General features: G+C 46.0%; 19 protein-coding genes. 14 read left to right on the forward strand and 5 right to left on the reverse strand.

The window, feature by feature from the left end; all coding sequences use genetic code 11:
* Positions 1–3: 3 nt before the first annotated feature.
* The 3 genes from L3V35_RS22320 (at position 4) to L3V35_RS22330 (ending at position 3,702) form a co-directional block, all read left to right on the forward strand.
* Positions 4–1,707 carry a sodium:solute symporter family protein gene (locus tag L3V35_RS22320; RefSeq protein WP_054548240.1) on the forward strand — a complete coding sequence of 568 codons (1,704 nt, stop codon included), beginning with the start codon at positions 4–6 and terminating at the stop codon, positions 1,705–1,707.
* Between the two features lie 210 nt (positions 1,708–1,917).
* A complete protein-coding gene (locus L3V35_RS22325) occupies positions 1,918–2,304 on the forward strand; it encodes a hypothetical protein (RefSeq protein WP_081009021.1) in 387 nt (128 codons plus the stop codon).
* 12 nt (positions 2,305–2,316) lie between these two features.
* The gene (locus tag L3V35_RS22330; RefSeq protein WP_054548241.1) at positions 2,317–3,702 is read left to right on the forward strand and encodes a class II fumarate hydratase; all 1,386 of its coding nucleotides are present in this window, start codon (positions 2,317–2,319) and stop codon (positions 3,700–3,702) included.
* 129 nt (positions 3,703–3,831) lie between these two features.
* On the opposite strand, the gene L3V35_RS22335 is transcribed toward L3V35_RS22330, so the two are convergent.
* Both L3V35_RS22335 and L3V35_RS22340 read right to left on the reverse strand, forming a co-directional pair.
* The gene (locus L3V35_RS22335; protein ID WP_162838729.1) at positions 3,832–7,263 is read right to left on the reverse strand and encodes a PAS domain-containing hybrid sensor histidine kinase/response regulator; all 3,432 of its coding nucleotides are present in this window, start codon (positions 7,261–7,263) and stop codon (positions 3,832–3,834) included.
* 110 nt (positions 7,264–7,373) lie between these two features.
* Positions 7,374–8,564 carry a 3-phenylpropionate MFS transporter gene (locus tag L3V35_RS22340; RefSeq protein ID WP_054548243.1) on the reverse strand — a complete coding sequence of 397 codons (1,191 nt, stop codon included), beginning with the start codon at positions 8,562–8,564 and terminating at the stop codon, positions 7,374–7,376.
* Between the two features lie 232 nt (positions 8,565–8,796).
* Between L3V35_RS22340 and L3V35_RS22345 the strand changes: the two genes are divergently transcribed.
* From L3V35_RS22345 to fis, 9 genes are all read left to right on the forward strand, one after another.
* On the forward strand, positions 8,797–10,629 hold the full coding sequence (locus L3V35_RS22345; RefSeq protein WP_054548244.1) for a DUF294 nucleotidyltransferase-like domain-containing protein: 1,833 nt from the start codon (positions 8,797–8,799) through the stop codon (positions 10,627–10,629).
* Between the two features lie 11 nt (positions 10,630–10,640).
* Positions 10,641–11,273, forward strand: coding sequence for a 3'-5' exonuclease (locus L3V35_RS22350; protein ID WP_237300680.1), 633 nt, complete (start codon positions 10,641–10,643; stop codon positions 11,271–11,273).
* 218 nt (positions 11,274–11,491) lie between these two features.
* Entirely contained in the window at positions 11,492–13,441 is a 1,950-nt protein-coding gene (acs, locus tag L3V35_RS22355; protein ID WP_054548246.1) for an acetate--CoA ligase, read from the forward strand.
* Positions 13,442–13,763: 322 nt separating this feature from the next.
* Entirely contained in the window at positions 13,764–14,213 is a 450-nt protein-coding gene (aroQ, locus tag L3V35_RS22360; protein ID WP_004729735.1) for a type II 3-dehydroquinate dehydratase, read from the forward strand.
* A gap of 74 nt (positions 14,214–14,287) precedes the next feature.
* Complete coding sequence (gene accB, locus L3V35_RS22365; protein WP_017083823.1) at positions 14,288–14,737, forward strand: acetyl-CoA carboxylase biotin carboxyl carrier protein; 450 nt, start codon at positions 14,288–14,290, stop codon at positions 14,735–14,737.
* A 15-nt stretch (positions 14,738–14,752) separates the two neighbouring features.
* Complete coding sequence (accC, locus tag L3V35_RS22370) at positions 14,753–16,096, forward strand: acetyl-CoA carboxylase biotin carboxylase subunit (RefSeq protein WP_004729738.1); 1,344 nt, start codon at positions 14,753–14,755, stop codon at positions 16,094–16,096.
* A gap of 188 nt (positions 16,097–16,284) precedes the next feature.
* Positions 16,285–17,172 (forward strand): 50S ribosomal protein L11 methyltransferase, encoded by an 888-nt coding sequence (gene prmA, locus L3V35_RS22375; protein WP_054548247.1) that lies wholly within the window; start codon positions 16,285–16,287, stop codon positions 17,170–17,172.
* 140 nt (positions 17,173–17,312) lie between these two features.
* On the forward strand, positions 17,313–18,281 hold the full coding sequence (dusB, locus tag L3V35_RS22380; RefSeq protein ID WP_054548258.1) for a tRNA dihydrouridine synthase DusB: 969 nt from the start codon (positions 17,313–17,315) through the stop codon (positions 18,279–18,281).
* Between the two features lie 23 nt (positions 18,282–18,304).
* A complete protein-coding gene (gene fis / locus L3V35_RS22385) occupies positions 18,305–18,601 on the forward strand; it encodes a DNA-binding transcriptional regulator Fis (protein ID WP_004729744.1) in 297 nt (98 codons plus the stop codon).
* A gap of 90 nt (positions 18,602–18,691) precedes the next feature.
* Here the strand turns inward: fis and zntR are convergent, their stop codons facing one another.
* A complete protein-coding gene (zntR, locus tag L3V35_RS22390; protein WP_029222059.1) occupies positions 18,692–19,132 on the reverse strand; it encodes a Zn(2+)-responsive transcriptional regulator in 441 nt (146 codons plus the stop codon).
* Between the two features lie 325 nt (positions 19,133–19,457).
* On the opposite strand from zntR, the gene purH reads away from it, so the two are divergent.
* The gene (gene purH / locus L3V35_RS22395) at positions 19,458–21,050 is read left to right on the forward strand and encodes a bifunctional phosphoribosylaminoimidazolecarboxamide formyltransferase/IMP cyclohydrolase (protein WP_237300681.1); all 1,593 of its coding nucleotides are present in this window, start codon (positions 19,458–19,460) and stop codon (positions 21,048–21,050) included.
* A gap of 282 nt (positions 21,051–21,332) precedes the next feature.
* Complete coding sequence (gene purD, locus L3V35_RS22400) at positions 21,333–22,622, forward strand: phosphoribosylamine--glycine ligase (RefSeq protein WP_017108605.1); 1,290 nt, start codon at positions 21,333–21,335, stop codon at positions 22,620–22,622.
* Positions 22,623–22,792: 170 nt separating this feature from the next.
* Here the strand turns inward: purD and L3V35_RS22405 are convergent, their stop codons facing one another.
* Together L3V35_RS22405 and hupA are read right to left on the reverse strand one after the other, a co-directional pair.
* Positions 22,793–23,491, reverse strand: a complete 699-nt coding sequence (locus L3V35_RS22405) for a DUF1481 domain-containing protein (RefSeq protein ID WP_171316694.1) — start codon at positions 23,489–23,491, stop codon at positions 22,793–22,795.
* Positions 23,492–23,538: 47 nt separating this feature from the next.
* Entirely contained in the window at positions 23,539–23,811 is a 273-nt protein-coding gene (hupA, locus tag L3V35_RS22410; RefSeq protein ID WP_004729753.1) for a nucleoid-associated protein HU-alpha, read from the reverse strand.
* Between the last annotated feature and the right edge of the window lie 144 nt (positions 23,812–23,955).

The raw sequence follows: 23,955 nt of genomic DNA on the forward strand, positions 1-23,955 counted from the left end.
AACATGGATATTCAAACTTGGACGTTTATTCTCGTCGGTATTACTTTCGCAGTATATATCGGCATCGCAATCTGGGCTCGCGCTGGAACAACTAGTGAATTCTACGTTGCTGGCGGCGGCGTACACCCAGTAGCAAACGGCATGGCAACAGCCGCTGACTGGATGTCGGCAGCATCGTTCATCTCAATGGCAGGTATCATCTCATTCGTTGGTTACGACGGTGCGGTTTACCTAATGGGTTGGACAGGTGGTTACGTACTACTTGCGCTATGTTTAGCACCTTACCTACGTAAGTTCGGTCAGTTTACGGTTCCTGATTTCATCGGTGAACGTTACTACTCGAAAACAGCACGTATGGTAGCGGTATTCTGTGCAATCTTCGTATCATTTACGTACGTTGCAGGCCAGATGCGTGGTGTTGGCGTTGTATTCTCTCGTTTCCTAGAAGTTGATATTAACCTAGGCATCATCATTGGTATGGGTATTGTGTTCTTCTACGCAGTACTGGGTGGCATGAAAGGCATCACTTATACGCAGGTAGCTCAATTCTGTGTCCTCATTTTCGCCTTTCTTGTTCCAGCAATCTTTACCTCAATCATGATGACGGGTAACCCACTTCCACAAGTTGGTATGGGTTCAACGCTATCTGGCACGGATGTTTATCTTCTTGATAAACTGGATGGCCTAACCGAAGAGCTCGGATTTACCGCCTATACCGAAGGTAACAAGAGCATGGTGGATGTATTCTTCATCTGTGCAGCTCTAATGGTCGGTACTGCGGGTCTTCCACATGTAATCATTCGTTTCTTCACAGTACCAAAAGTACGTGATGCTCGTATCTCAGCGGGTTGGGCACTACTGTTCATCTCATTGCTATACACAACAGCACCCGGCGTTGCAGCGTTCGCTCGTGTAAACATGATTGAAACGATTAACGGTCCTGACATGCAAGGTGTCGCAGCAGCAGACGCACCAAGCTGGTATAAAAACTGGGAAAGCACGGGCCTAGTAGGTTGGGAAGATAAGAACGGCGATGGCAAAATGTTCTACTCGGGCGATGAACGCAACGAGATGAAGATTAACCGTGACATCATCGTACTGGCTTCTCCAGAGCTAGCAAAACTACCTAACTGGGTTGTAGCACTACTCGCAGCCGGTGGCCTAGCAGCCGCACTATCAACAGCCGCAGGTCTACTATTGGTAATCTCAACGTCGATTTCACATGACTTGTTGAAGAAAGGCTTTAGACCAAACATGACCGACAAGCAGGAGCTGTTAGCCGCTCGTTTGGCAGCCATGGTCGCGATTGTCGGTGCTGGTTACTTAGGTATTAATCCACCAGGTTTCGTAGCTCAGGTAGTAGCGTTTGCCTTCGGCTTAGCCGCAGCATCCTTCTTCCCTGCCATCATCCTAGGTATCTTCTACAAGAAGATGAACAAGGAAGGCGCTATTGCAGGTATGTTGTCAGGTATTGCCTTCACAGCAAGCTACATCATCTACTTCAAGTTCATTAACCCAGCAGCAAGCACACCGGAAAATTGGTGGTTTGGTATCAGCCCAGAAGGCATCGGTACGCTAGGTATGTGTCTAAACTTTGTAGTATCAATTGCAGTGAACAAAGTGACCGCTGAAGTTCCTGAAGATGTACAAGAGATGGTTGAGTCTATCCGTTATCCTAAAGGTGCTGGTGAAGCTCACGACCACTAAGAAACTCGCGACTTAGTGACTAGGATAAGAAGTACTTAGAAAATGAATCAGTACTTACATTGTAGGGATTAGGTACTGACTCAAGAAAGCCGATACTTTATGTATCGGCTTTTCTTTTTTCCTGCCATTTTATAAAAAGACTAAAGAAAGGGTTGTTTTTAAATTCTCATTTGATAATAATTATCATTAACATCCATTAAAGAGATGCAAATGATGATGAAAGAGCAGCAGGTTCTCTATTCGAGATTTTACAAAGCACAGGATCGCTTTACTTCATTAGAGCAAGTTCAAGGTAACGAACCGTTTGTGATTCGAGACTATATCGAATGCGCACTCACGCTTTCGGCTTACTATGAAAAGCATGCCGCTCAAGAAAATATCCTGTTGTGTGAACTGTACCTACGCCAAGTTTTCTTTCATTTAATTGAAGCGATTGAGTCTCCTAACCACAGTTTCACCTTTCGCCATATCTGCCTAGACTCTATTCACTCTCCACTATTTTATTTAAAACGCCACTACCGCCAGCAACCGCACGGCCAAGCGCGTTTTTTGAATATCAGCCAGACACTACAACAAGTCCAAGCCCCACTTGGCTAACAAGGATAGAACATGACCCAAGAATTTCGGATTGAGAAAGACAGCATGGGCGAAGTTAAAGTTCCTGCCGATGCGCTATACCAGGCACAAACTCAACGTGCCGCGGATAACTTTGCGTTTAGTTCGCACAAGATGCCAACCAGCTTTATTCAAGCACTGGCGTTAATTAAGCAAGCCGCCGCCGATACCAACGCTCAATTAGGCTTATTAGAAGGTGATATTGCCAACGCAATTGCCGAAGCAAGCCAAGAGATCATTGAGGGTAAACACCTCGAGCAATTCCCTATTGATGTTTACCAAACGGGCTCAGGTACTAGCTCCAACATGAATGCCAACGAAGTCATTGCCACGCTCTCTTCAAGAAGCTTACAAGGCGACGTGAACCCCAATGATCACGTCAACATGGGTCAAAGCAGTAACGATGTCGTGCCAACGGCGATCCAAGTGAGCGTTGCTTTGATGACAGAAAACAAATTGTTGCCTGCATTAACTCACCTTTCTGCAGCACTTACCGTTAAACAGCAAGAGCTTGCTGAGGTAGTAAAAACAGGTCGTACTCACCTAATGGATGCGATGCCGATTACCTTTGCTCAAGAGCTTGGTGGTTGGAAGTTCCAGATTGAACACGCCAAGCAAGCCATTGAAAGCAGTTTGCCAGCAATCAAGGCGCTTGCTCAAGGTGGCACAGCGGTAGGTACGGGCATCAATGCCGACCCACGCTTTGCCGATAAGTTTGCGAGTAACCTGTCTCAATCGACAAAGATCAGTTTTACCTCGAGTGAAAACTTCTTTTTTAACCTCAGCAGTCAAGACGCGATCGTTGCGTTTTCTGGTCAGCTTAAAACTGCAGCAGTTGCGATCCTCAAGATCTCAAACGATCTTCGCTGGATGAACTCAGGCCCGCTGGCTGGCTTAGGGGAAATTGAGTTACAAGCGCTGCAACCGGGCTCGTCTATCATGCCAGGAAAGGTCAACCCTGTGATTCCAGAGGCTGCAGCCATGGCGGCGGCGCAAGTGATTGGTAATGACACCACGATCACGATTGCTGGCCAATCGGGTAACTTCCAATTGAATGTGATGCTGCCGGTTATTGCTCATAACGTTCTAGAAAGCATAGAGTTGTTAGCAAACAGCTCAGTCGCACTGGCTGATAAAGCAATAGCTACCTTCACCGTGCGCCAAGACAATCTCGACTTAGCGCTTTCAAAGAACCCAATTCTGGTGACGGCGCTCAACCCTGTGATTGGTTACCTAAAAGCAGCAGATATTGCCAAGAAGGCCTACAAAGAAGGCTTGCCGATTCTTGATGTGGCAGAAAGAGAAACCGATCTTAGCCGAGACGAACTCAGCAAACTGCTCAATCCGACCACACTGACACAGGGTGGTATTGCTGGTTAGCTAGTTAGCTAGTTATCTAGTTAGTTAGTTAGTTAGTTAGTTAGTTAGTTAAAAAGCGAATAGGCATTAACAATCCTTACTGAAACAAAAAAGGCCTCATCCGAGGCCTTTTCTACATCCGTTCATTAATTAGCTCACCCGATTTAAGACCGCTCTGAGTTTTAGCGGCTTGACGGGTTTAGCGATAAAGCTGAAGCTATTGGCTTTTATCGCTGCCAGCATGTCATCGGTTCTATCAGCACTGATGATGACCCCTTCAAAAGAGTCCCCAAGACGTAAACGACACTGCTGCAGGACTTCGAGTCCAGTTCGACCATTATCCAAACGATAATCAGAGAAAATCACATCCGGCTGCCAACCATCATCTAGGCACTTCAAACTTTCAACTAGATCAACGGCTGTCTTAACCTCACAGCCCCAACGACCAATCAAGTTCTCCATACCGACTAAAATCTCTCGTTCATTATCGACACACAATATTTTCAAGTGCTCGATATCACTGGTCGCCATTGGCGTCGAAGCTTGTACAACCGGAGCCACCTTTTCAGCTCTCGCTAAGGTGATGGAAAAGACACTGCCTTGACCCGGCCATGAACGCATCGATATTTGATGACCAAGCACATGGGCAATACCTTTGGAGATGGCTAATCCTAGCCCTAACCCCTGATCAGCACGCACTTGGCTACCACGAGTAAATTCTTCGAAGATCTCTTGTTGCTTGTCTTCATCGATACCGGTTCCGTTATCCCACACATCGATTCGCACCTGACCATTCACTCGTCTCACACCGAGGACCACTTTGCCCTCAGGGTTATAGCGGAACGCATTAGTCAAAAAGTTCTGAATCACTCGTCTTAATAATTTAGGGTCAGAATGAATGAACAATGACGATGGGATCATTTGAAACTGGATTTTTTGTTGTATCGCTAAAGCGCTAAATTCCGCATTCAAATTGGTTAGTACATCATGCACGGCAATCGCATGAATGTTGGTTTCTAACTTGCCGGATTCCAAGCGAGAGATATCCAACAAATCACCAATCAGATCTTCGGCCGCACCAAGCGCACTTTCGATGTGGGATGAGAGCTGTTTGACCTCTTGCTCTTTTGCGACCTCAGATAGCGAAGAAGCAAACAAGCGAGCAGCATTCAATGGCTGCATCAAATCGTGACTCACAGCCGCAAGAAAACGACTCTTGGATTGTGATTCTTGATCCGAAATCTGAGTTGCTTTTACCAAGCGATGATTCAGTTTTTCGAGCTCTTGAGTTCGCTCATGCACTCTCGATTCCAAGCTTTCGTTAGCATCTTTTAGCGCTTGCTCTGCTTGTCTGAATACCGTGATGTCGGTAAAGCTCATCACAAAGCCACCGCTTGGCATCGGGTTACCTTGCACTTCAATGACTCGACCATCAGGACGAATACGAGAAGAAGTATGTCGGGTGCCTTGTTCAAGGTGATAAACACGGCGGCGTACGTGATCTTCCGGGTCGCCAGGACCACACAAACCTTGCTCAGCATTATGGCGAATCACATCTGAAATGGGTCGACCAACCTGAATCAAGCCAGCAGGGAACTCAAACAGTTCTAAGTAACGTTGATTCCACGCCACCAGCCTCATTTGTTTGTCGATTACTGCAATACCTTGGCCAATATGTTCAATCGCACCTTGCAGTAAACCACGGCTGAAGTCGTACAATTCCGAGGCTTCATCAACGATGGTCGCCACTTCTTCAAGCTGCATGTTTCTGCCTTGCAAAGCAGAAGTGAGTACTAACTTAGCAGACGAAGCACCAAACACCCCAGCAAGCACGCGCTCTGCATGTCTAATCAGGCTTGCAGGCGCTTGTTGATTAGGAAGTAACGGCTGGCCGTGTTGTTGCCAATAGCTGTGTAAGGCGCTTTTCGCTCGCTTGCGACCCACAAAACGCGATGCCAACATCTCTAATTCTGCGACTGTCACACGGTTCTGATAGAGACTGATGTTCTCATTTTCAGGCAGTGGTGTACCAACAAATGCTGCCGATTGTAAGCGCTCACTTAGGCTTGGTCTGGTCGTCATCGAGACCACGGCATAGCACAAGGTATTGAGTAAAATACTCAGCACTATGCCCCAATTGGAGCTGCTAACATCCCAACTTCTCAGCAGTTCTGGCGGCGTGATAATCCACAGCAGTAAGTTACTTTCGCTATCGCCCGCTAGCATGCTGGTTTGACTCATCAGGGTAATCAGCCAGATCACCGAACCGACAAGCAAACCGACATAAACACCCTTTCGGTTTCCGGGACGCCAGTACAATCCACCAATTAATGCAGGAGCGAACTGAGCAATCGCAGCAAAAGAAAGAAAGCCAATCGCCGACAATGAATGGATAGTATCGAGGGCCTGATAAAACAACCAAGCACCAAGTAACAGCAGCAAAATTAACCCGCGTCGAATCACCAATAACAGGCCAGAAAAATGTCGATGTGTTCTTTGGGTTAGACGCATACGGCGCAGCAGCAATGGCATCACTAAATCATTCGATACCATGATCGCTAATGCGATGGTCGATACAATCACCATGCCACTCGCCGCCGAAGTACCTCCGAGGAAAGCTAACAAAGCAATGTGATTGGCACCTTCTGCCATTGGCACGCTGATAACGTAAGTATCAGCCGGCATGTCAGTGAGCAACCCTTGTCCTGCCCAAGCAATTGGCAGCACGAACAGTCCCATCAAAATCAGATAAAGCGGAAACAGCCAGCGAGCAGTATGCAAATCTTGAGGACGTTCGTTCTCAACCACCATGGTGTGGAATTGGCGCGGCAGACAGACAATCGCCAACATGGTTAAAACGGTATGAATAATTAAGGTCGGAATATTCGGCGATTCGTAGGTGGAAGCCGCCACATCAAGCAAGTCAATTTTGTCACTGCTCACCGCCAGGTACATGATGAACAAGCCAACAATCAAAAATGCCGCAAGCTTAACGATGGATTCAAACGCTACAGCCATCATCATGCCGCGGTGGTGTTCAGTGTTATCGATGTGTCGCGTGCCAAACAGCATGGTAAAAATGGCCAATGCACCGACAACAAACCAAGAGACGTGATAGTCCTGATAACCAAAATCAGTGGCTAGGTTTGGCGCAACAATATCCAACCCCATGGTAATACCGCGCAATTGCAGCGCGATATAGGGAAGAATACCAACCACAGCGATAATGGTCACAGCCACAGCTAAGCCTTGAGATTTTCCGTAACGAGCCGCGATAAAGTCAGCAATAGAGGTGATGTGTTCACGCTTCGCGATGAGGATCAGCCGAGCTAAGATCCGCCATCCCAACGTGAAAACCAAAATAGGGGCGAGGTAGATGGGCAAGAAGGACCATGGGTTATTGCTCGCCTGCCCGACCGTTCCATAAAAGGTCCAAGAGGTACAATACACCGCAATAGAAAGGCTATAGATCCATGGACGCCAGCGTGATAGCCAACGAACTTGCCTGTCTCCATACCAAGCGATCAAAAACAACACGCCCAAATAGGCTAAAGAGACTGGAATTACTATCCATCCTTGCATTAAAAACCCTTTTTCATCCATAAAAAAACCTCTCCATAAGGGAGAGGTTTCATTTAACTAGGGAAGTGCGTTTAACTCAATCGCATCGCTTAAATTCTGTGCTTTAGGCTTTAATTCTGAGCATCAGATTGAGCTGAGGCTATTTGATTAACCTCAACCACGGAGCTTCTTTCATCGACCTTAATAAACAAGGCAAGTGCTCCCATTGCGGCCATACCCCAGAAAATATTGGCACCCCAAAGCTCATATCCCCAACCACTTAAGGTGGTCATTAGTGCGATAAATGCACCCAATGGAATCGCATTATAGAGAGCTTGTAGCGCAACCATCTTGTTCTGTTCTTCAGATTGGATGTATTGAATCGCTGCGATGTGTGCCATAGCAAACGTCACACCATGCAGCAGCTGCACCATAACCAGTGCGAAAATCGCTGTGGTAGAAGCGGTAATACCCCAACGAGCCATCACCCCAATTGCCGCTACCACGAACAGAGTACGCAGTGACCAACCAGAGAATAAGCGCTTACTTAACGCAAATACGGCCACCTCAGCGACAACACCAAGGCTCCACAAATAACCGATGATCGCTTCTGAGTGACCGGCTTCTTTCCAATAAATTGCACTAAAGCTGTAGTAAGCCGCATGGCTACCTTGCAACAGTGCCATCAAGGCTAAAAATTTCACCACTGACGACTCGCGCAGTAACTCACCTAGTTTTGGTCGCACCGCTTGTTGCTCAGATTGTGTTACTGGCATCACATTGGGATTTCTCATCGCAAGAATCAACGACAACAACACACCAGCAAGTGCAGTATACAAAATCATGTCAGTGCCGAATTCAGCCACTAGATAACCAACCACGGTTGAACCCGCGATAAAAGCAACCGAACCCCAAAGGCGAGTTCGGCCGTAGTCGAGCATCTTAAGACGACTGTAATGGTTAGCCATTGCGTCAGAAAGAGGAATGATCGGCCCACAACACAGGTTAAACAGTACCGTTGCCAGCAACATCAGTATAAAACTGCCACCCGTGAAAAAGTGGAAGCCTACAAACAACAGCGCGGCGAAACTCAAACAGCGTAAAGCTGGCATCAAGTGTTCAACTTTATGGATACGTGGCGTAATCACTAGATTGGCCACACAACGCGTCGCAAAGCCGATACCAATCAATACACCAATATCACCAGCAGACACGCCTTGGTCTTCAAACCACAACGCCCAAAATGGCAAGTACACGCCATACGCAAAAAAGAAACCAAGAAAATACTGAGAGATCCAGCCATAGGGTGAAGGGCTAAACATAAATAACCTATAAAGTGTGCGGAAAAAGGCAGCACCAATTATGCCTATCTCGCATACGATGAAAAAGGGAATTATTACTGGGATGCTATTCCTATATTCAATTTACTTGGATATCGCATTTCAACGAGATATCTCAGGCTCATCGATACCCATACTCTCATTTAGACTAAAGTCGTCTGGAGCTTCGCTGGTATTTTGTCAGACTGATTAAAGACTCCCATTTCTTCTTGTGATGCTTATGCCTGACAAATTTAATATGCAGCACCCACCCTTCGATAGCCTGTCCGACACCGAACAGTTGAAGCTGCGCTCGTCATTAGACGTGGTGTATTACCGCTTTCAAGAAGTAATACTGGAAGCCGATAGGCCGAGCCGACATCTGCACATTTTGATCAAAGGCGCGGTTGAAGAGCGTGCGAGCAGTGATGGCGAGATTTACGCACACTATGCCAATGACGATATTTTTGATGTCCGAAGCCAATTTGAACCTCACACCAAACACCAATATATCGCGCTCGAAGATACATTAAGTTATCTGCTGCCCACTGATATTTTTCTCGAGCTTTACCACGCCAATGGCCAATTCGCCGCCTACTTTGATAGTAACCTATCAACACGTAAAGCGCTGATCGAAGCCGCCCAACAACAGCAGAATCTAGCCGAGTTCATATTGACCAAAGTGGATGACTCTATCTATCACCCACCACTGATACTTGAACCGAACCAACCTATCAACCAAGTTACTCAAACCCTTAAAGAACGAGGGTTGGACTCAGCTCTCGTTCATTTGGAACATGATGATCCAAAAGCTTTTGGATCATCATGTTCCTTACCGTATGGAATCGTCACTCGAACCAATTTATTGCATGCTGTGATGCTCGATAATTTCCCACTGGATGCGCCCGTCGGCAAGATCGCGACGTTTCCGGTGATGCACGTAAATCAAGGCGACTTCTTATTTAACGCCATGATTACCATGACCAGAAATCGGGTAAAAAGGTTGATGGTTTGTGATGGTCTAAATGCGGTTGGCATGGTGGACATGACACAGATCCTCAGTGCATTCTCCACTCACTCTCACGTTCTTACTTTGCGTATTGCGCGAGCCACCAGCATTGAAGAGTTGTCAATGGCCTCTAACAAACAGCGTCAACTGGTCGAGAGCTTGCTCAGTAACGGGATTCGCACACGCTTTATCATGGAGCTGATTTCTGCTGTTAATGAACAGATCATAGAGAAGGCTTTTGAGTTGGTGATCCCACCTGCACTGCATAATCATTGCTGCCTAATCGTGTTGGGTTCCGAAGGCCGTGGAGAACAAATTCTCAAAACCGATCAAGACAACGCGCTAATAATTCAAGATGGCTTGGAGTGGCATCAATGCCAAAGTGCCATGAACGATCTCACCCACACACTGCAGCAATTGGGCTATCCACTGTGCCCGGGCAATGTGATGGTCAACAACCCGAAATGGGTACATTCAGAAAAAGAGTGGAAACAAACGCTCACCCGTTGGGTAAAAAAAGCCACGCCAGACACCGTGATGGATATTGCTATCATGGCGGATGCACACGCCGTTGCGGGTAACAGAGAGTTATTAAAACCAGTAAAACAACACCTCAGTGATTTGATGCTCGGACAGGAATTGATTCTGACTGAATTCTGCCGCCCTGCTCTGAACTTCTCGGTTCCCCTCACCCTGTTTGGTAATGTAAAAAAATCCAAATCAGGGCTCGATATCAAACAAGGCGGCATTTTCCCTATCGTGCATGGTGTGAGAGCACTTTGTCTTGAGCATGGCGTCACGGTCAACAACACCTTCGAACGCATTGAGCAACTGGTCAGCAAGAAGGTATTAGAGCAAAGCACCGCAGACAATCTCAGTGAAGCTCTCAAACAATTCTTTAAGTGGCGCTTAGCCCAAAGGCTTTCTCAGCAGCACAGCAGCAACAAGATCAACGTCAAACTGATGGAGCGAGCAGACAGAGATCTGCTTCGTCATAGCTTACATGTGGTGAAGAAATTCAAGCAATGGCTAGGTTACCACTATCAAATAAGAGATTAGGCGGCTGAACGATGAATAGATTGGTTCGTTATTACTGGCATCACAAGCTCAAAGGCTCTCCTTATCAGCCTCTGTTTACTACGCCTACACATAATGAATATGTATCGCTCGATTGTGAAACCACTAGCCTCGACCCTAATCAGGCGGAATTAGTCACTATTGCCGCGACAAAGATCATCGGTAACCGAATCATTACCAGCCAACCTTTTGAAGTTCGACTCAGAGCACCTCAGTCACTCGATTGCAATTCCATCAAAATCCACCGCATTCGCCATCAAGATCTAAAGCACGGTATAGAAGAGAAACAAGCCTTAATTGAGCTACTGAACTTCATCGGAAATCGTCCTTTAGTCGGCTATCACATCCGCTATGATAAAAAGATTCTCGACCGTTCCTGTTTAAAACAGCTTGGATTTCCACTGCCTAACCGATTAGTCGAAGTGAGCCAGCTCTACCAAGACAAACTCGAAAGGCAGCTACCCAATGCCTATTTTGACCTCAGTATAGATGCCATCTGTCGTCAGCTTGATTTACCTATCCCGGTCAATAAACATGATGCATTACAAGATGCTATCTCCGCTGCGCTGATTTTTGTTCGCCTTAAACACGGTGATTTACCTCGTTTCAACTCTTCTTATTCTTAATTCAACCATTGCCTCTCTACATAGAGAGCAATATCGCAAAAATGAACTTAACTCGCTATTTTGTAAGTGAAAAGCGGCGTCTCATCCTAAAGTCTAATTGTGGAAATCGCCGTCCTAGCCGAGAGTGATAGCACAACGACGGTCCTGTAATAGACTTAGAAACTGAACACAAAGGAAGTTGCCAGTTCATTAAGAATGTAGGCACAAGGAGAGATGCAATGAGTGAAGCCCACGTTTATCCGGTAAAAGAAAGTATTAAATCAACCACACACGCGGATAATGACACTTACCTAGCCATGTACCAGCAATCTGTTTCTGACCCTGAAGGCTTTTGGGGTGAACACGGAAAAATCGTTGATTGGATTAAGCCTTTCACACAAGTAAAAAATACCTCTTTCGACCCTGGTCATATCGACATCCGCTGGTTTGAAGATGGCACGCTTAACGTATCGGCTAACTGTATCGACCGTCACCTTGCTGAACGCGGTGATGAAGTCGCAATCATCTGGGAAGGTGATGACCCTGCCGATGATAAAACTCTAACTTTTAATGAACTACACAAAGAAGTGTGCCTGTTTTCAAATGCTCTGAAAGAGCAAGGCGTACGTAAAGGTGATGTGGTTTGTTTATACATGCCAATGGTTCCGGAAGCTGCAGTTGCGATGCTGGCATGTACCCGGATCGGTGCGGTTCACACTGTGGTATTCGGTGGTTTCTCACCTGAAGCACTGTCTGGTCGTATTATCGATTCAAATTCTAAAGTCGTTATCACTGCCGATGAAGGCGTGCGTGGCGGCCGTGCTGTTCCACTGAAGAAAAACGTCGATGAAGCACTGACTAACCCTGAAGTGAAGAACATCGAGAAGGTTGTCGTATTCAAACGCACTGGCGGCGATGTTGCTTGGCACGAACACCGTGATGTTTGGTGGCATGATGCTATCGCAAACGTATCAGCTGATTGCCCACCTGAAGAGATGAATGCGGAAGATCCACTATTCATTCTTTATACATCAGGCTCAACAGGCAAACCTAAGGGTGTAATGCACACCACAGGTGGCTACCTTGTTTATGCAGCCATGACCTTCAAATACGTATTCGACTACCAAGAAGGCGAAACCTTCTGGTGTACTGCGGATGTGGGTTGGATTACTGGTCACACTTACCTTGTCTACGGTCCACTTGCCAATGGTGCAAAAACCATTCTGTTTGAAGGCGTGCCGAATTACCCGAACACAAGCCGCATGAGTGAAGTGGTCGATAAGCATCAAGTTAATATTCTTTATACTGCACCAACGGCGATTCGTGCCCTAATGGCAAAAGGCAATGAAGCGGTTGAAGGGACTTCTCGTGACAGCCTAAGAGTCATGGGCTCGGTAGGTGAACCTATCAACCCAGAAGCGTGGGAGTGGTACTACAAAACGATTGGTAATGAGCAGTCTCCGATTGTCGATACATGGTGGCAAACAGAAACAGGCGGCATCTTAATCGCACCACTACCGGGCGCAACAGATCTAAAACCGGGTTCAGCGACTCGTCCATTCTTCGGTGTGCAACCCGCACTTGTCGACAACATGGGCAACATCATTGAAGGCGCAACTGACGGCAACCTAGTGATTCTTGACTCTTGGCCAGGCCAGATGCGTACCGTTCACGGCGATCATGACCGTTTTGAGCAGACTTACTTCTCTACCTTTAAAGGCATGTACTTTACCAGTGATGGCGCTCGTCGTGATGAAGATGGTTACTACTGGATTACGGGTCGTGTGGATGATGTACTTAACGTATCAGGTCACCGTATGGGTACCGCTGAGATTGAATCGGCACTAGTAGCATTCGATAAGATTGCAGAGGCAGCGATTGTGGGCATTCCTCATGATATTAAAGGCCAAGCAATTTACGCTTACATCACGCTTAATGATGGTGAGTTCCCAACCGCAGAGCTTCATAAAGAAGTGAAAGACTGGGTACGTAAAGAGATTGGCCCAATCGCAACACCAGATGTACTGCATTGGACAGATTCTTTGCCAAAAACTCGTTCAGGCAAAATCATGCGTCGTATCCTACGTAAGATTGCCACAGGCGATACTGGCAACCTAGGCGATACGTCGACACTGGCAGACCCAAGCGTAGTTGATAAGCTGATTGCTGAGAAAGCAGAACTGGCATAAGCAACCCGTCACATTAGCTTATCACTGTTTAAAACAGCCATTAATAAACCGTCACCTATGTGGCGGTTTTTTTATGGCTGATCTTGATCTCAAATATCTTCGATAAAATTAAGGCAATCGCGGTTTTTTGTTAAGTTGATAACAATTTCATGCCGTACTTATAGGAGATTAGACCAGTAAATTGCTGCGATTTGCGCTGAATTAGCTATAATCTGGTTCTAATTTTTAAATTTGGGTTTTTCTTACTGGAAATTAACCCCAAATTTTCAATAAAATGGCAACATTCACATTCGTAAACACGATAAAGGAAGATAGCCCCACAATGTCTACAAAGTTTCGCATTCTAGTTTTAAATGGCCCAAACCTTAACCTGTTAGGCCTTAGAGAGCCTGCACACTACGGTTCTCAAACACTTGACCAGATTATTAGCTCTTTGACCGAGCAAGCGAAAACACAAGATGTTGAGCTGTCTCACTTACAGTCAAATCGTGAGTATGAACTGATTGAAGCTATCCATAGTGCTTATCAAAATGTTGATTTCATTATTATCAACCCAGCGGCCTTTACACATACCAGTGTGGCGTTGCGTGATGCACTACTTGGTGTTGCTATCCCATTTATTGAGGTTCATCTATCGAATGTTCACGCACGTGAACCATTCCGTCACCACTCTTATCTATCTGATAAAGCAGAAGGTGTGATTTGTGGCTTAGGTGCCCAAGGTTATCAATTTGCTTTGACGGCTGCGCTCAACAAGCTCAACGCAAAGTAAATAAAAACAACGAACTATTACTAACCTACTCAGTCAAAGAGTAAGTTCAATCAACAGATAAAGAGAAAGAAACAATGGATATTCGCAAAATCAAAAAGCTAATCGAATTGGTTGAAGAGTCTGGTATTTCTGAGCTAGAGATCTCTGAAGGTGAAGAGTCAGTACGAATCAGTCGTAACAGCCCTGTATCTGCAGCGCCTATTCAATATGCAGCGGCTCCAGCTCCTGTAGCAGCAGCACCTGCGGCGGCACCTGTAGCAGCAGAAGCAGCAGCTCCTGCGGTTCCAGCTGGTCACCAAGTTCTTTCTCCAATGGTTGGTACTTTCTACGGCGCTCCAAGCCCAGATGCAAAACCATTCGTTAAGGTTGGTCAATCTGTAACTGCTGGCGAAACGCTATGTATCGTTGAAGCAATGAAAATGATGAACCAAATCGAAGCTGATAAATCTGGTGTTGTAACGGCTATCCTAGTTGAAGACGGTCAACCAGTAGAATTCGACCAAGCTCTAGTAATTATCGAATAATAGAGAGCACTCATTATGTTAGATAAATTAGTAATCGCGAACCGTGGTGAAATTGCACTGCGTATTCTGCGAGCATGTAAAGAGCTTGGCATCAAAACGGTAGCGGTTCACTCAACAGCTGACCGCGATCTTAAGCACGTACTGCTTGCTGACGAAACCATTTGTATCGGTCCAGCTCGTGGTATCGATAGCTACCTAAACATCCCTCGTATCATCAGCGCAGCTGAAGTTACAGGTGCAGTAGCTGTTCACCCTGGCTACGGCTTCCTATCTGAAAATGCAGATTTTGCAGAACAGGTAGAGCGCAGTGGTTTTATCTTCGTTGGCCCTAAAGCTGAAACCATTCGCATGATGGGTGACAAAGTGTCAGCTATCACGTCAATGAAGAAAGCTGGCGTACCTTGTGTACCGGGTTCTGACGGCCCTCTTGATGATGATGAAGTGAAAAACAAAGCGCACGCTAAGCGCATTGGTTTCCCTGTAATCATCAAGGCATCTGGCGGCGGCGGCGGTCGTGGTATGCGTGTTGTTCGTACTGAAAAAGAACTAACAGAAGCTATCGCAATGACTCGTGCTGAAGCAAAAGCATGTTTCAATAACGACATGGTTTACATGGAAAAATTCCTAGAAAACCCACGTCACATTGAAGTACAAGTGCTTGCAGATGGTCAAGGCAATGCTATCCACCTAGGTGAGCGTGACTGTTCAATGCAGCGTCGTCACCAGAAAGTTGTGGAAGAAGCGCCAGCACCGGGTATCACTGAAGAGATGCGTAAGTACATCGGTGACCGTTGTACTCGTGCATGTCTTGAGATTGGTTACCGCGGCGCAGGTACATTTGAATTCCTATACGAGAACGGTGAGTTCTACTTCATCGAAATGAACACTCGTATCCAGGTTGAGCACACGATTACTGAAATGGTAACGGGTATCGACCTAGTGAAAGAGCAACTTCGCATTGCTGCTGGTCAGCCTCTATCATTCACACAGGATGATATTAAGCTGCGCGGCCACTCAATCGAATGTCGTATCAACGCGGAAGACCCAGTTCGTTTCCTACCATCTCCAGGTAAGATCACGCGCTTCCATGCTCCAGGTGGTATGGGTGTTCGTTGGGAATCTCACATCTATACTGGCTACACAGTACCACCTCACTACGATTCAATGATCGGCAAGCTGATCACTTACGGTGAGAACCGTGACGTAGCGATTGCACGTATGAAGAACGCACTAGCAGAAATGATTGTTGAAGGTATCAACGTCAATACTGAGCTGCAATTAGCGATTATGAATGACGAAAACTTCCAACACGGTGGGGCAAACATCCACTATCTTGAGAAGAAGCTTGGTCTGCAATAGAAGCTAGTCTTCCGTAATACGTTCTCTGTAGAACAGTAATAAATGCTCACTTCGGTGGGCATTTTTGTTTTTAAACACTCGCAAAAATCAATCAATAATCCCTCTTATAATCCGCGGTGTTTTGATGAATTTGCTCATATTTTCTGCTAGACTCCCCATCCAATTTTTCTCATATAGAAGATGCAGCCATGCCTTGGATTCAAATCAAGCTTAATGCGACCAATGAAAATGCCGAACAAATCGGCGACATGTTAATGGAAGAGACTGGTGCTCTTTCCGTAACTTTCCTGGATGCACAAGATACTCCTGTATTTGAGCCTCTGCCGGGTGAAACTCGCCTTTGGGGTGATACTGACATTCTCGCGCTTTACGACGCTGAGACTGATACTAGTGTCGTTCTAGCGCAGATTAAAGCAAGCAACATGTTCCCTGCAGACTTTGCTCATAAAGTAGAGCAAATTGAAGACAAGGATTGGGAACGTGAATGGATGGACAACTTCCACCCAATGAAGTTTGGTGAGCGTTTATGGATCTGCCCTAGCTGGCGCGATATCCCTGAACCTGACGCTGTAAACGTAATGCTGGATCCCGGTCTTGCATTTGGTACAGGTACTCACCCGACAACGGCATTGTGTCTTGAGTGGCTTGAAGGCTTAGACCTTACAGGCAAAACCGTGATCGATTTCGGTTGTGGTTCAGGCATCCTAGCGATCGCTGCGATCAAACTTGGCGCGGCAAAAGTCATCGGGATCGACATTGATCCTCAAGCCCTGCTTGCATCAAAAGACAACGCACAACGCAATGGCGTGGCAGAGCAACTAGAAGTCTTCTTACCACAAGATCAACCGGAAGGTTTACTTGCTGACGTTGTTGTTGCCAACATCCTTGCAGGCCCATTACGCGACCTTTCTGGCATCATTAAAGGCCTAGTTAAGCCAAATGGTGTACTTGCGATGTCGGGTGTTTTAGATACACAAGCGGAAGATGTTGCGACTTATTATCGTGATGAGCTTCACATTGATCCGATCATTGAACAACAAGAATGGTGTCGAATCTCAGGTCAGAAGCAAGGCTAGGTAAGACTTTGAGCGCTAATTGACTGAAATTTAAACAAATTACAAAAACAAATTGTAAATGCTCAAATATTAGTCTTTTCACGCAGCGAAAAAATGCGTAAAATGCGCGCCCTTGCTGGTACAGAACTGTGATGACATTTTTGAAAATCGGAAATTATCAACTTAAGAACAATCTAATCGTCGCTCCTATGGCTGGCGTAACGGATAGACCATTCCGTGAGTTGTGTCTTCGTTACGGTGCGGGGATGGCAGTCAGTGAAATGATGTCCTCCAATCCTAAAGTTTGGAAAACGTCAAAGTCTCAGCAGCGTATGGTACATGAAGGCGAATCGGGCATTCGTTCAGTACAAATCGCTGGTGCAGATCCACAGCTTATGGCCGAGGCTGCTCAATTTAATGTCGATAACGGTGCGCAAATCATCGATATCAACATGGGGTGTCCAGCCAAAAAAGTGAATAAGAAGCTTGCGGGCTCAGCCCTACTGCAGCATCCAGAACTCATTGAAGATATTCTGAAAGCGGTGGTAAATGCTGTCGACGTTCCAGTAACGTTGAAAACGCGCACAGGCTGGGACACAGACAACAGAAACTGTGTTCAAATCGCGAAAATAGCCGAAGACTGCGGCATACAAGCTCTTGCCCTTCATGGGAGAACTCGCGCTTGTATGTACAAAGGTGAGGCAGAATACAAACACATTAAAGCAGCGAAACAAGCAGTATCTATTCCGGTTATCGCTAACGGTGATATCGATAGCCCGGAAAAAGCGAAGTTTGTGCTGGAGTACACCGGTGCTGATGCTTTAATGATAGGTCGACCTGCCCAAGGACGTCCTTGGATTTTTAACGAAATCCTACACTATTTGGAAAACGGCACCACGATGGACCCGCTCCCGATTTCGGAAGTGAAATACATCATGCTTGGTCATGTGAACGCTCTACATGAGTTTTATGGCGAGTTTTTAGGCCCCCGAATTGCTCGTAAGCATGTGGGTTGGTACCTAAAAGAACATGAACAAGCGAGTGAGTTTCGCCGTACCTTCAACGCATTCGAAGCAGGTGATCTGCAGCTTGAAGCGCTAGAAGGTTTTTTTGATAACGTTGCACCATAATTACGAGAAGAGCTAGACCGAATATGTTCGAACAAAATCTGACTTCAGAAGCATTGACAGTAACTACAGTTACATCACAAGACCAAATCACGCAGAAACCACTACGTGACTCAGTTAAAGCATCATTGAAAAATTACCTTGCTCAATTAAACGGTCAAGAAGTCAGCGAGTTATACGAATTAGTATTAGCTGAAGTTGAACAGCCACTACTAGACACTATCATGCAGTACACTCGCGGTAACCAAACTCGCGCAGCAACCATGATGGGTATTAACCGCGGTACTCTTCGCAAGAAACTTAAAAAATACGGCATGAACTAATCGTTCTTTCGTAATTTATTGAATGGAAAGCCAAGCTCATTTTTTGAGTTTGGCTTTTTTTTGGCTTGTCGAACCGTAATAGGTGGCTGATTACTCTCCAGTGCGACAGCAGCGCTCTTTATCAACGTTTGCTGAATCCAAGGCTGCCAGAATAGAACAATGGCTTGCATCGTCGTCTACGTGGCCACAACACGCATCATTGATCTTTTTAAGTGCAGTGCGAATCTTGGTTAACTCGGTAATCTTCTCATCGATCATCTCTAGTTTTGCTGAGGTAATTGATTTCACTTCGGCGCAACTGTGCTGTGTGGCTTCGAGACGAATCTCAAGCAATTCTTTAATCTCGTCCAGACTCAGTCCCAACGCTTTAGATTTGAGAATAAACGTCACCTGTTTCTGGTTATTTTCATCATATAGGCGATAACCCGACTCACTGCGACTGGCTGGCGCGATCAGGTTATTCTTCTCATAAAATCGTAAGGTATCGGCTGTCACACCGCATCGTTTCGCTAATTCACCGATCTGAAACATGTTTTTTCCTACTGTTCCGTCCATTCCACAATTAACCTTATCGTTACTTTTCAGGCTGAAATGGCACTTTTCATAATTAATTTTGAGATGCCAAACGATTGCGCGAGCTTTTTTGTAATAAATTAGTTAGAATCTGCGCCATCAAATTTGGAGTTGGTTATCTTATAGCTTAATCATAAGACTAACCCAAAAGGTCTTTACCAAAACTGGCCAATATTTTATCTCTTGCTGGTATCTAAGATAATCCACGCTAAGAAGATAGAAACAAGTTCTTTTTTGGCAAATATCTTTATTTTAACCCCATGAATTTGAGGAAGATGGAAGCATGAATAACGCTCGTCCAATTCGCCGCGCTCTCATCAGCGTATCAGACAAAACTGGTATCGTTGAATTTGCACAAGCTCTTGCTAACCGTGGTGTAGATATCCTATCTACCGGTGGCACTGCTCGCCTGCTTGCTGAAAAAGGCATCTCTGTTACAGAAGTATCTGACTACACTGGTTTCCCAGAAATGATGGATGGCCGTGTTAAGACTCTGCACCCTAAAGTTCATGGTGGTGTTCTAGGCCGTCGTGGCCAAGATGATGACGTGATGGAAACTCACGGTATCAACCCTATCGATATGGTTGTTGTAAACCTATACCCATTCGCAGAAACCGTTGCTAAAGAAGGTTGTACCCTTGCTGACGCTGTTGAGAATATCGACATCGGTGGCCCTACAATGGTTCGCTCTGCAGCGAAAAACCACAAAGACGTAGCGATCGTTGTAAACGCACACGACTACGAGCGCGTTGTCACTGAAATGGACGCTAACGAGCAATCTCTAACCCTAGAGACTCGCTTCGACCTCGCTATCGCGGCATTTGAGCACACGGCTTCTTACGACGGCATGATCGCTAACTACTTCGGCACTATGGTTCCTAGCTACGGCGCGAACAAGGAAGGCGATGAAGAGAGCAAATTCCCTCGCACGTTCAACCAACAGTTCGAGAAGAAGCAAGACATGCGCTACGGTGAGAACAGCCACCAAGCAGCAGCATTCTACGTTGAAGCGAACCCTGAAGAAGCATCTGTTTCTACTGCTCGCCAAATTCAAGGCAAAGCCCTTTCTTACAACAACATCGCTGACACTGACGCAGCACTTGAATGTGTGAAAGAGTTCGATCAGCCAGCATGTGTAATTGTTAAGCACGCTAACCCATGTGGTGTTGCACTAGGTGAAGACATCCTAGAAGCTTACGACCGCGCATTCAAAACAGACCCTACATCTGCATTTGGCGGCATCATCGCATTCAACCGTGAACTAGACGCGGCAACAGCAACGGCTATCACTGAACGTCAATTCGTTGAAGTTATCATTGCACCTTCTGTTTCTGCTGAAGCAGTAGAAATCGTAGCGGCTAAGAAAAACCTTCGCCTACTTGAGTGTGGTGAGTGGACAACGAAGACGACTGGCTTTGACGTGAAGCGTGTTAACGGTGGTTTGCTAGTTCAAGACCGCGACCAAGGCATGGTTTCTGAAGACGACCTAAAAGTAGTTTCTAAGCGTCAACCAACGGCTGAAGAGCTAAAAGATGCTCTATTCTGCTGGAAAGTAGCGAAGTACGTTAAGTCTAACGCTATCGTTTATTCGAAAGGCGACATGACGATTGGTGTCGGCGCTGGCCAAATGAGCCGCGTTTACTCTGCGAAAATCGCAGGCATCAAAGCTGCTGACGAAGGTTTGGTTGTTGAAGGATGTGCAATGGCATCAGATGCATTCTTCCCATTCCGTGACGGTATCGACGCGGCAGCTGAAGCGGGTATCAAGTGTGTTATCCAACCGGGTGGCTCTATGCGTGATGACGAAGTTATCGCAGCAGCAGACGAACACGGCATGGCGATGATCTTTACTGGCATGCGTCACTTCCGCCACTAATTTCCTCTTCGTATTTGGCACTGTGGCGTCGTTAGCTGCTTTCGCCCACCCCGGTCACATAGTGGACTATGCTCCCGGGGATGGGCTCAATTGCTGCCTAGCCACATCACCAACTACTTTGAGCAAAACTTATAATTTTGTTTTTTAAATATTCCGATATTTGAAATACGTAGAGCAAGTCAGCGACTTTAGTTCAAGGAAAACACGCGGAGCTTATGAACATAAGTGAGCATGTTTGACACAGAAATAAAGGCTCTGAAGCAGCTATAAGGATTTTAAAACATGAATGTACTTATTATCGGTGCCGGCGGTCGTGAGCATGCACTTGGTTGGAAAGCGGCACAAAACCCAAACGTTGAAACAGTATTCATTGCTCCAGGTAACGCAGGTACTGCGCTTGAGCCGAAACTAGAGAACGTAAACATCGGCGTTGAAGACATCGCTGGTTTAGTCGCGTTTGCTCAAGAGAAAAAAATCGAACTGACTATCGTGGGTCCTGAAGCACCATTGGTTATCGGTGTGGTTGATGCATTCCGCGAAGTAGGTTTGCCAATCTTTGGCCCTACTCAAGCCGCAGCACAGCTTGAAGGCTCTAAAGCATTCACTAAAGACTTCCTAGCTCGTCATGAGATCCCAACAGGTTACTACTCAAACTTCACTGAGATTGAGCCAGCTATCGCTTACGTTCGCGAGCAAGGCGCTCCAATCGTAGTGAAAGCTGACGGTCTTGCCGCGGGTAAAGGCGTTATCGTTGCGATGACACTTGAAGAAGCAGAAGACGCAATCAAAGACATGCTAGCGGGCAACGCCTTTGGCGAAGCAGGCAGCCGCGTGGTTATCGAAGAATTTCTTGAAGGCGAAGAAGCAAGCTTCATCGTAATGGTTGACGGTTCTAGCGTCCTTCCTATGGCCACCAGCCAAGACCACAAACGTGTTGGCGACAAAGATACAGGCCCTAACACAGGTGGCATGGGTGCTTACTCTCCAGCTCCAGTGGTAACTCCAGAAATCCACAACCGTATCCTTGAGGAAGTTATCTACCCAACGGTACGTGGCATGGATGCGGAAGGCGCACCTTACACAGGTTTCCTTTACGCTGGCCTAATGATCGATGCTGACGGCACACCTAAAGTTATCGAATACAACTGCCGCTTCGGCGATCCAGAAACGCAACCTATCATGATGCGTATGGAGTCAGACCTTGTTGAACTTTGCCTAATGGCTATCGACGAGAAGCTCGACGAAGCAGAATCGAAGTGGGATCCACGCGCTTCTATCGGTGTTGTTCTTGCGGCTGGTGGTTACCCTGCTGACTACGCAAAAGGTGACGTTATTTCACTACCAACAAGCGAAGTTGAAGGCCAAAAGGTTTTCCATGCAGGTACGACAAATAATGAAGCTGGCGACGTAGTGACAAACGGCGGTCGTGTACTTTGTGCAACAGCACTGGGCAATACGGTTTCTGAGGCTCAAGAGCGCGCTTACGCGTTAACTAAGCAAGTTAGCTGGAATGGTATGTTCCACCGCAATGACATCGGTTACCGTGCGATTGCGCGCGAGCAAGAACAGTAATCAACATCATCATTCGGCTAGATTCGAATATCAGCAAATGAATGACTGCAATTGAATAAAAGAAAAGGCGCCTCAACAGGCGCCTTTTTCATCGATTAGTGGTACTTGTACTGACTAATCAGCACTTGGCCTATAGTAGGCCAAATACTCTGATACTGTTCAAGCGATCTCTATTCTTTCAGCAATGAGGGCCTTGATACACACTCATGATTTTCATCTGCCAATATCAAAAACTCAGCAACCGACAATTTTCTCAAAGACGCTTTACCGACAAAAGCACCATAGCTCTCTACAGACGATAAACGGTTAATCACAAAATTAGGCAATGTTTGGTTGAACTCAAAGTCATCAAACTGCTTACCAGAACAAGTCTGAAACGTTTTGCCATTCCAATAGCCCTGCAAAAGCTCTAATCCTTCATCATTTTGCTTCTCGGTAACATCGAGAACGGATGTCGCTTCCTGTTTATATCTGTCGAGTTGAACCGACTGTAACGGTAATACTTTTTTACCAATACGATACTGTTGATACACAGCCTCACCAGACTGATTAAAGCGCACATGTATACGATATGGAACCAACGCCAGTGAATCATCGCGTAGTTCACCTTCACGTACAAATTCACGAAGCACATCTTCCGACCAAACATAGTCAGTTTTGTACCAGCCGTAATCGCCCATGGTGACATAGTCAGCAGAAGTATGAGGTTGTGTTAGCTTGTTGGTGACCCAGTAGAAACTTGTCGCGTCGCCCATGACTTGGCCGCCGGTGTGAGTTTCAAATTGCTCTAGGTTTTTGCTGGGGCTGGTTGATGAACAGCCAATGAGGAATGTAGATAATAGTGAAACGAGAAGAAATGCTTTTTTCATAAAAACCTGTACCGAGGTGGAATACGACTACCTCGGTACAGTTTAGATTATTTCACTGAATCTTTCAGCGCTTTACCTGCAACAAATGCTGGAACATTTGCAGCAGCGATTTGGATCTCATCACCAGTTTTTGGGTTACGACCAGTGCGAGCTGCACGGTGGTTTACTTTAAAAGTACCAAAACCAATTAGCTGAACTTGATCGCCATCTTTAAGAGCATCTGTAACACCGCCAAGAGTCGCTTCTAGAGCAGCTTTAGCTTGTGCTTTAGAAAGGTCCGCTTTTTCAGCAATAAAGTCGATTAATTGAGTCTTGTTCATTTTAGGTTTCCCTTCTTTGTATTTTTGAATTCAATTTACTCTAAAACATAAATGCCCCATCTGGCAAAGGTTTGTCGTCGATCTTTAGCTCTAATGCCGTAGTTTTAGCCATAATATGAGTAATAACTCACAATTTGTTACTGA

The organism is Vibrio sp. L5-1 (genome assembly GCF_021728315.1).
Taxonomy (GTDB): Bacteria; Pseudomonadota; Gammaproteobacteria; order Enterobacterales; family Vibrionaceae; genus Vibrio; species Vibrio splendidus_K.

Bases quoted from the DNA above. Each gene is read 5' to 3' on its own strand.
- L3V35_RS22320 (WP_054548240.1), top strand. From the start codon at position 4: ATGGATATTCAAACTTGGACGTTTATTCTCGTCGGTATTACTTTCGCA.
- L3V35_RS22325 (WP_081009021.1), top strand. From the start codon at position 1,918: ATGATGATGAAAGAGCAGCAGGTTCTCTATTCGAGATTTTACAAAGCA.
- L3V35_RS22330 (WP_054548241.1), top strand. From the start codon at position 2,317: ATGACCCAAGAATTTCGGATTGAGAAAGACAGCATGGGCGAAGTTAAA.
- L3V35_RS22335 (WP_162838729.1), bottom strand. From the start codon at position 7,263: ATGCAAGGATGGATAGTAATTCCAGTCTCTTTAGCCTATTTGGGCGTG.
- L3V35_RS22340 (WP_054548243.1), bottom strand. From the start codon at position 8,564: ATGTTTAGCCCTTCACCCTATGGCTGGATCTCTCAGTATTTTCTTGGT.
- L3V35_RS22345 (WP_054548244.1), top strand. From the start codon at position 8,797: ATGCTTATGCCTGACAAATTTAATATGCAGCACCCACCCTTCGATAGC.
- L3V35_RS22350 (WP_237300680.1), top strand. From the start codon at position 10,641: ATGAATAGATTGGTTCGTTATTACTGGCATCACAAGCTCAAAGGCTCT.
- acs (WP_054548246.1), top strand. From the start codon at position 11,492: ATGAGTGAAGCCCACGTTTATCCGGTAAAAGAAAGTATTAAATCAACC.
- aroQ (WP_004729735.1), top strand. From the start codon at position 13,764: ATGTCTACAAAGTTTCGCATTCTAGTTTTAAATGGCCCAAACCTTAAC.
- accB (WP_017083823.1), top strand. From the start codon at position 14,288: ATGGATATTCGCAAAATCAAAAAGCTAATCGAATTGGTTGAAGAGTCT.
- accC (WP_004729738.1), top strand. From the start codon at position 14,753: ATGTTAGATAAATTAGTAATCGCGAACCGTGGTGAAATTGCACTGCGT.
- prmA (WP_054548247.1), top strand. From the start codon at position 16,285: ATGCCTTGGATTCAAATCAAGCTTAATGCGACCAATGAAAATGCCGAA.
- fis (WP_004729744.1), top strand. From the start codon at position 18,305: ATGTTCGAACAAAATCTGACTTCAGAAGCATTGACAGTAACTACAGTT.
- zntR (WP_029222059.1), bottom strand. From the start codon at position 19,132: ATGTTTCAGATCGGTGAATTAGCGAAACGATGCGGTGTGACAGCCGAT.
- purH (WP_237300681.1), top strand. From the start codon at position 19,458: ATGAATAACGCTCGTCCAATTCGCCGCGCTCTCATCAGCGTATCAGAC.
- purD (WP_017108605.1), top strand. From the start codon at position 21,333: ATGAATGTACTTATTATCGGTGCCGGCGGTCGTGAGCATGCACTTGGT.
- L3V35_RS22405 (WP_171316694.1), bottom strand. From the start codon at position 23,491: ATGAAAAAAGCATTTCTTCTCGTTTCACTATTATCTACATTCCTCATT.
- hupA (WP_004729753.1), bottom strand. From the start codon at position 23,811: ATGAACAAGACTCAATTAATCGACTTTATTGCTGAAAAAGCGGACCTT.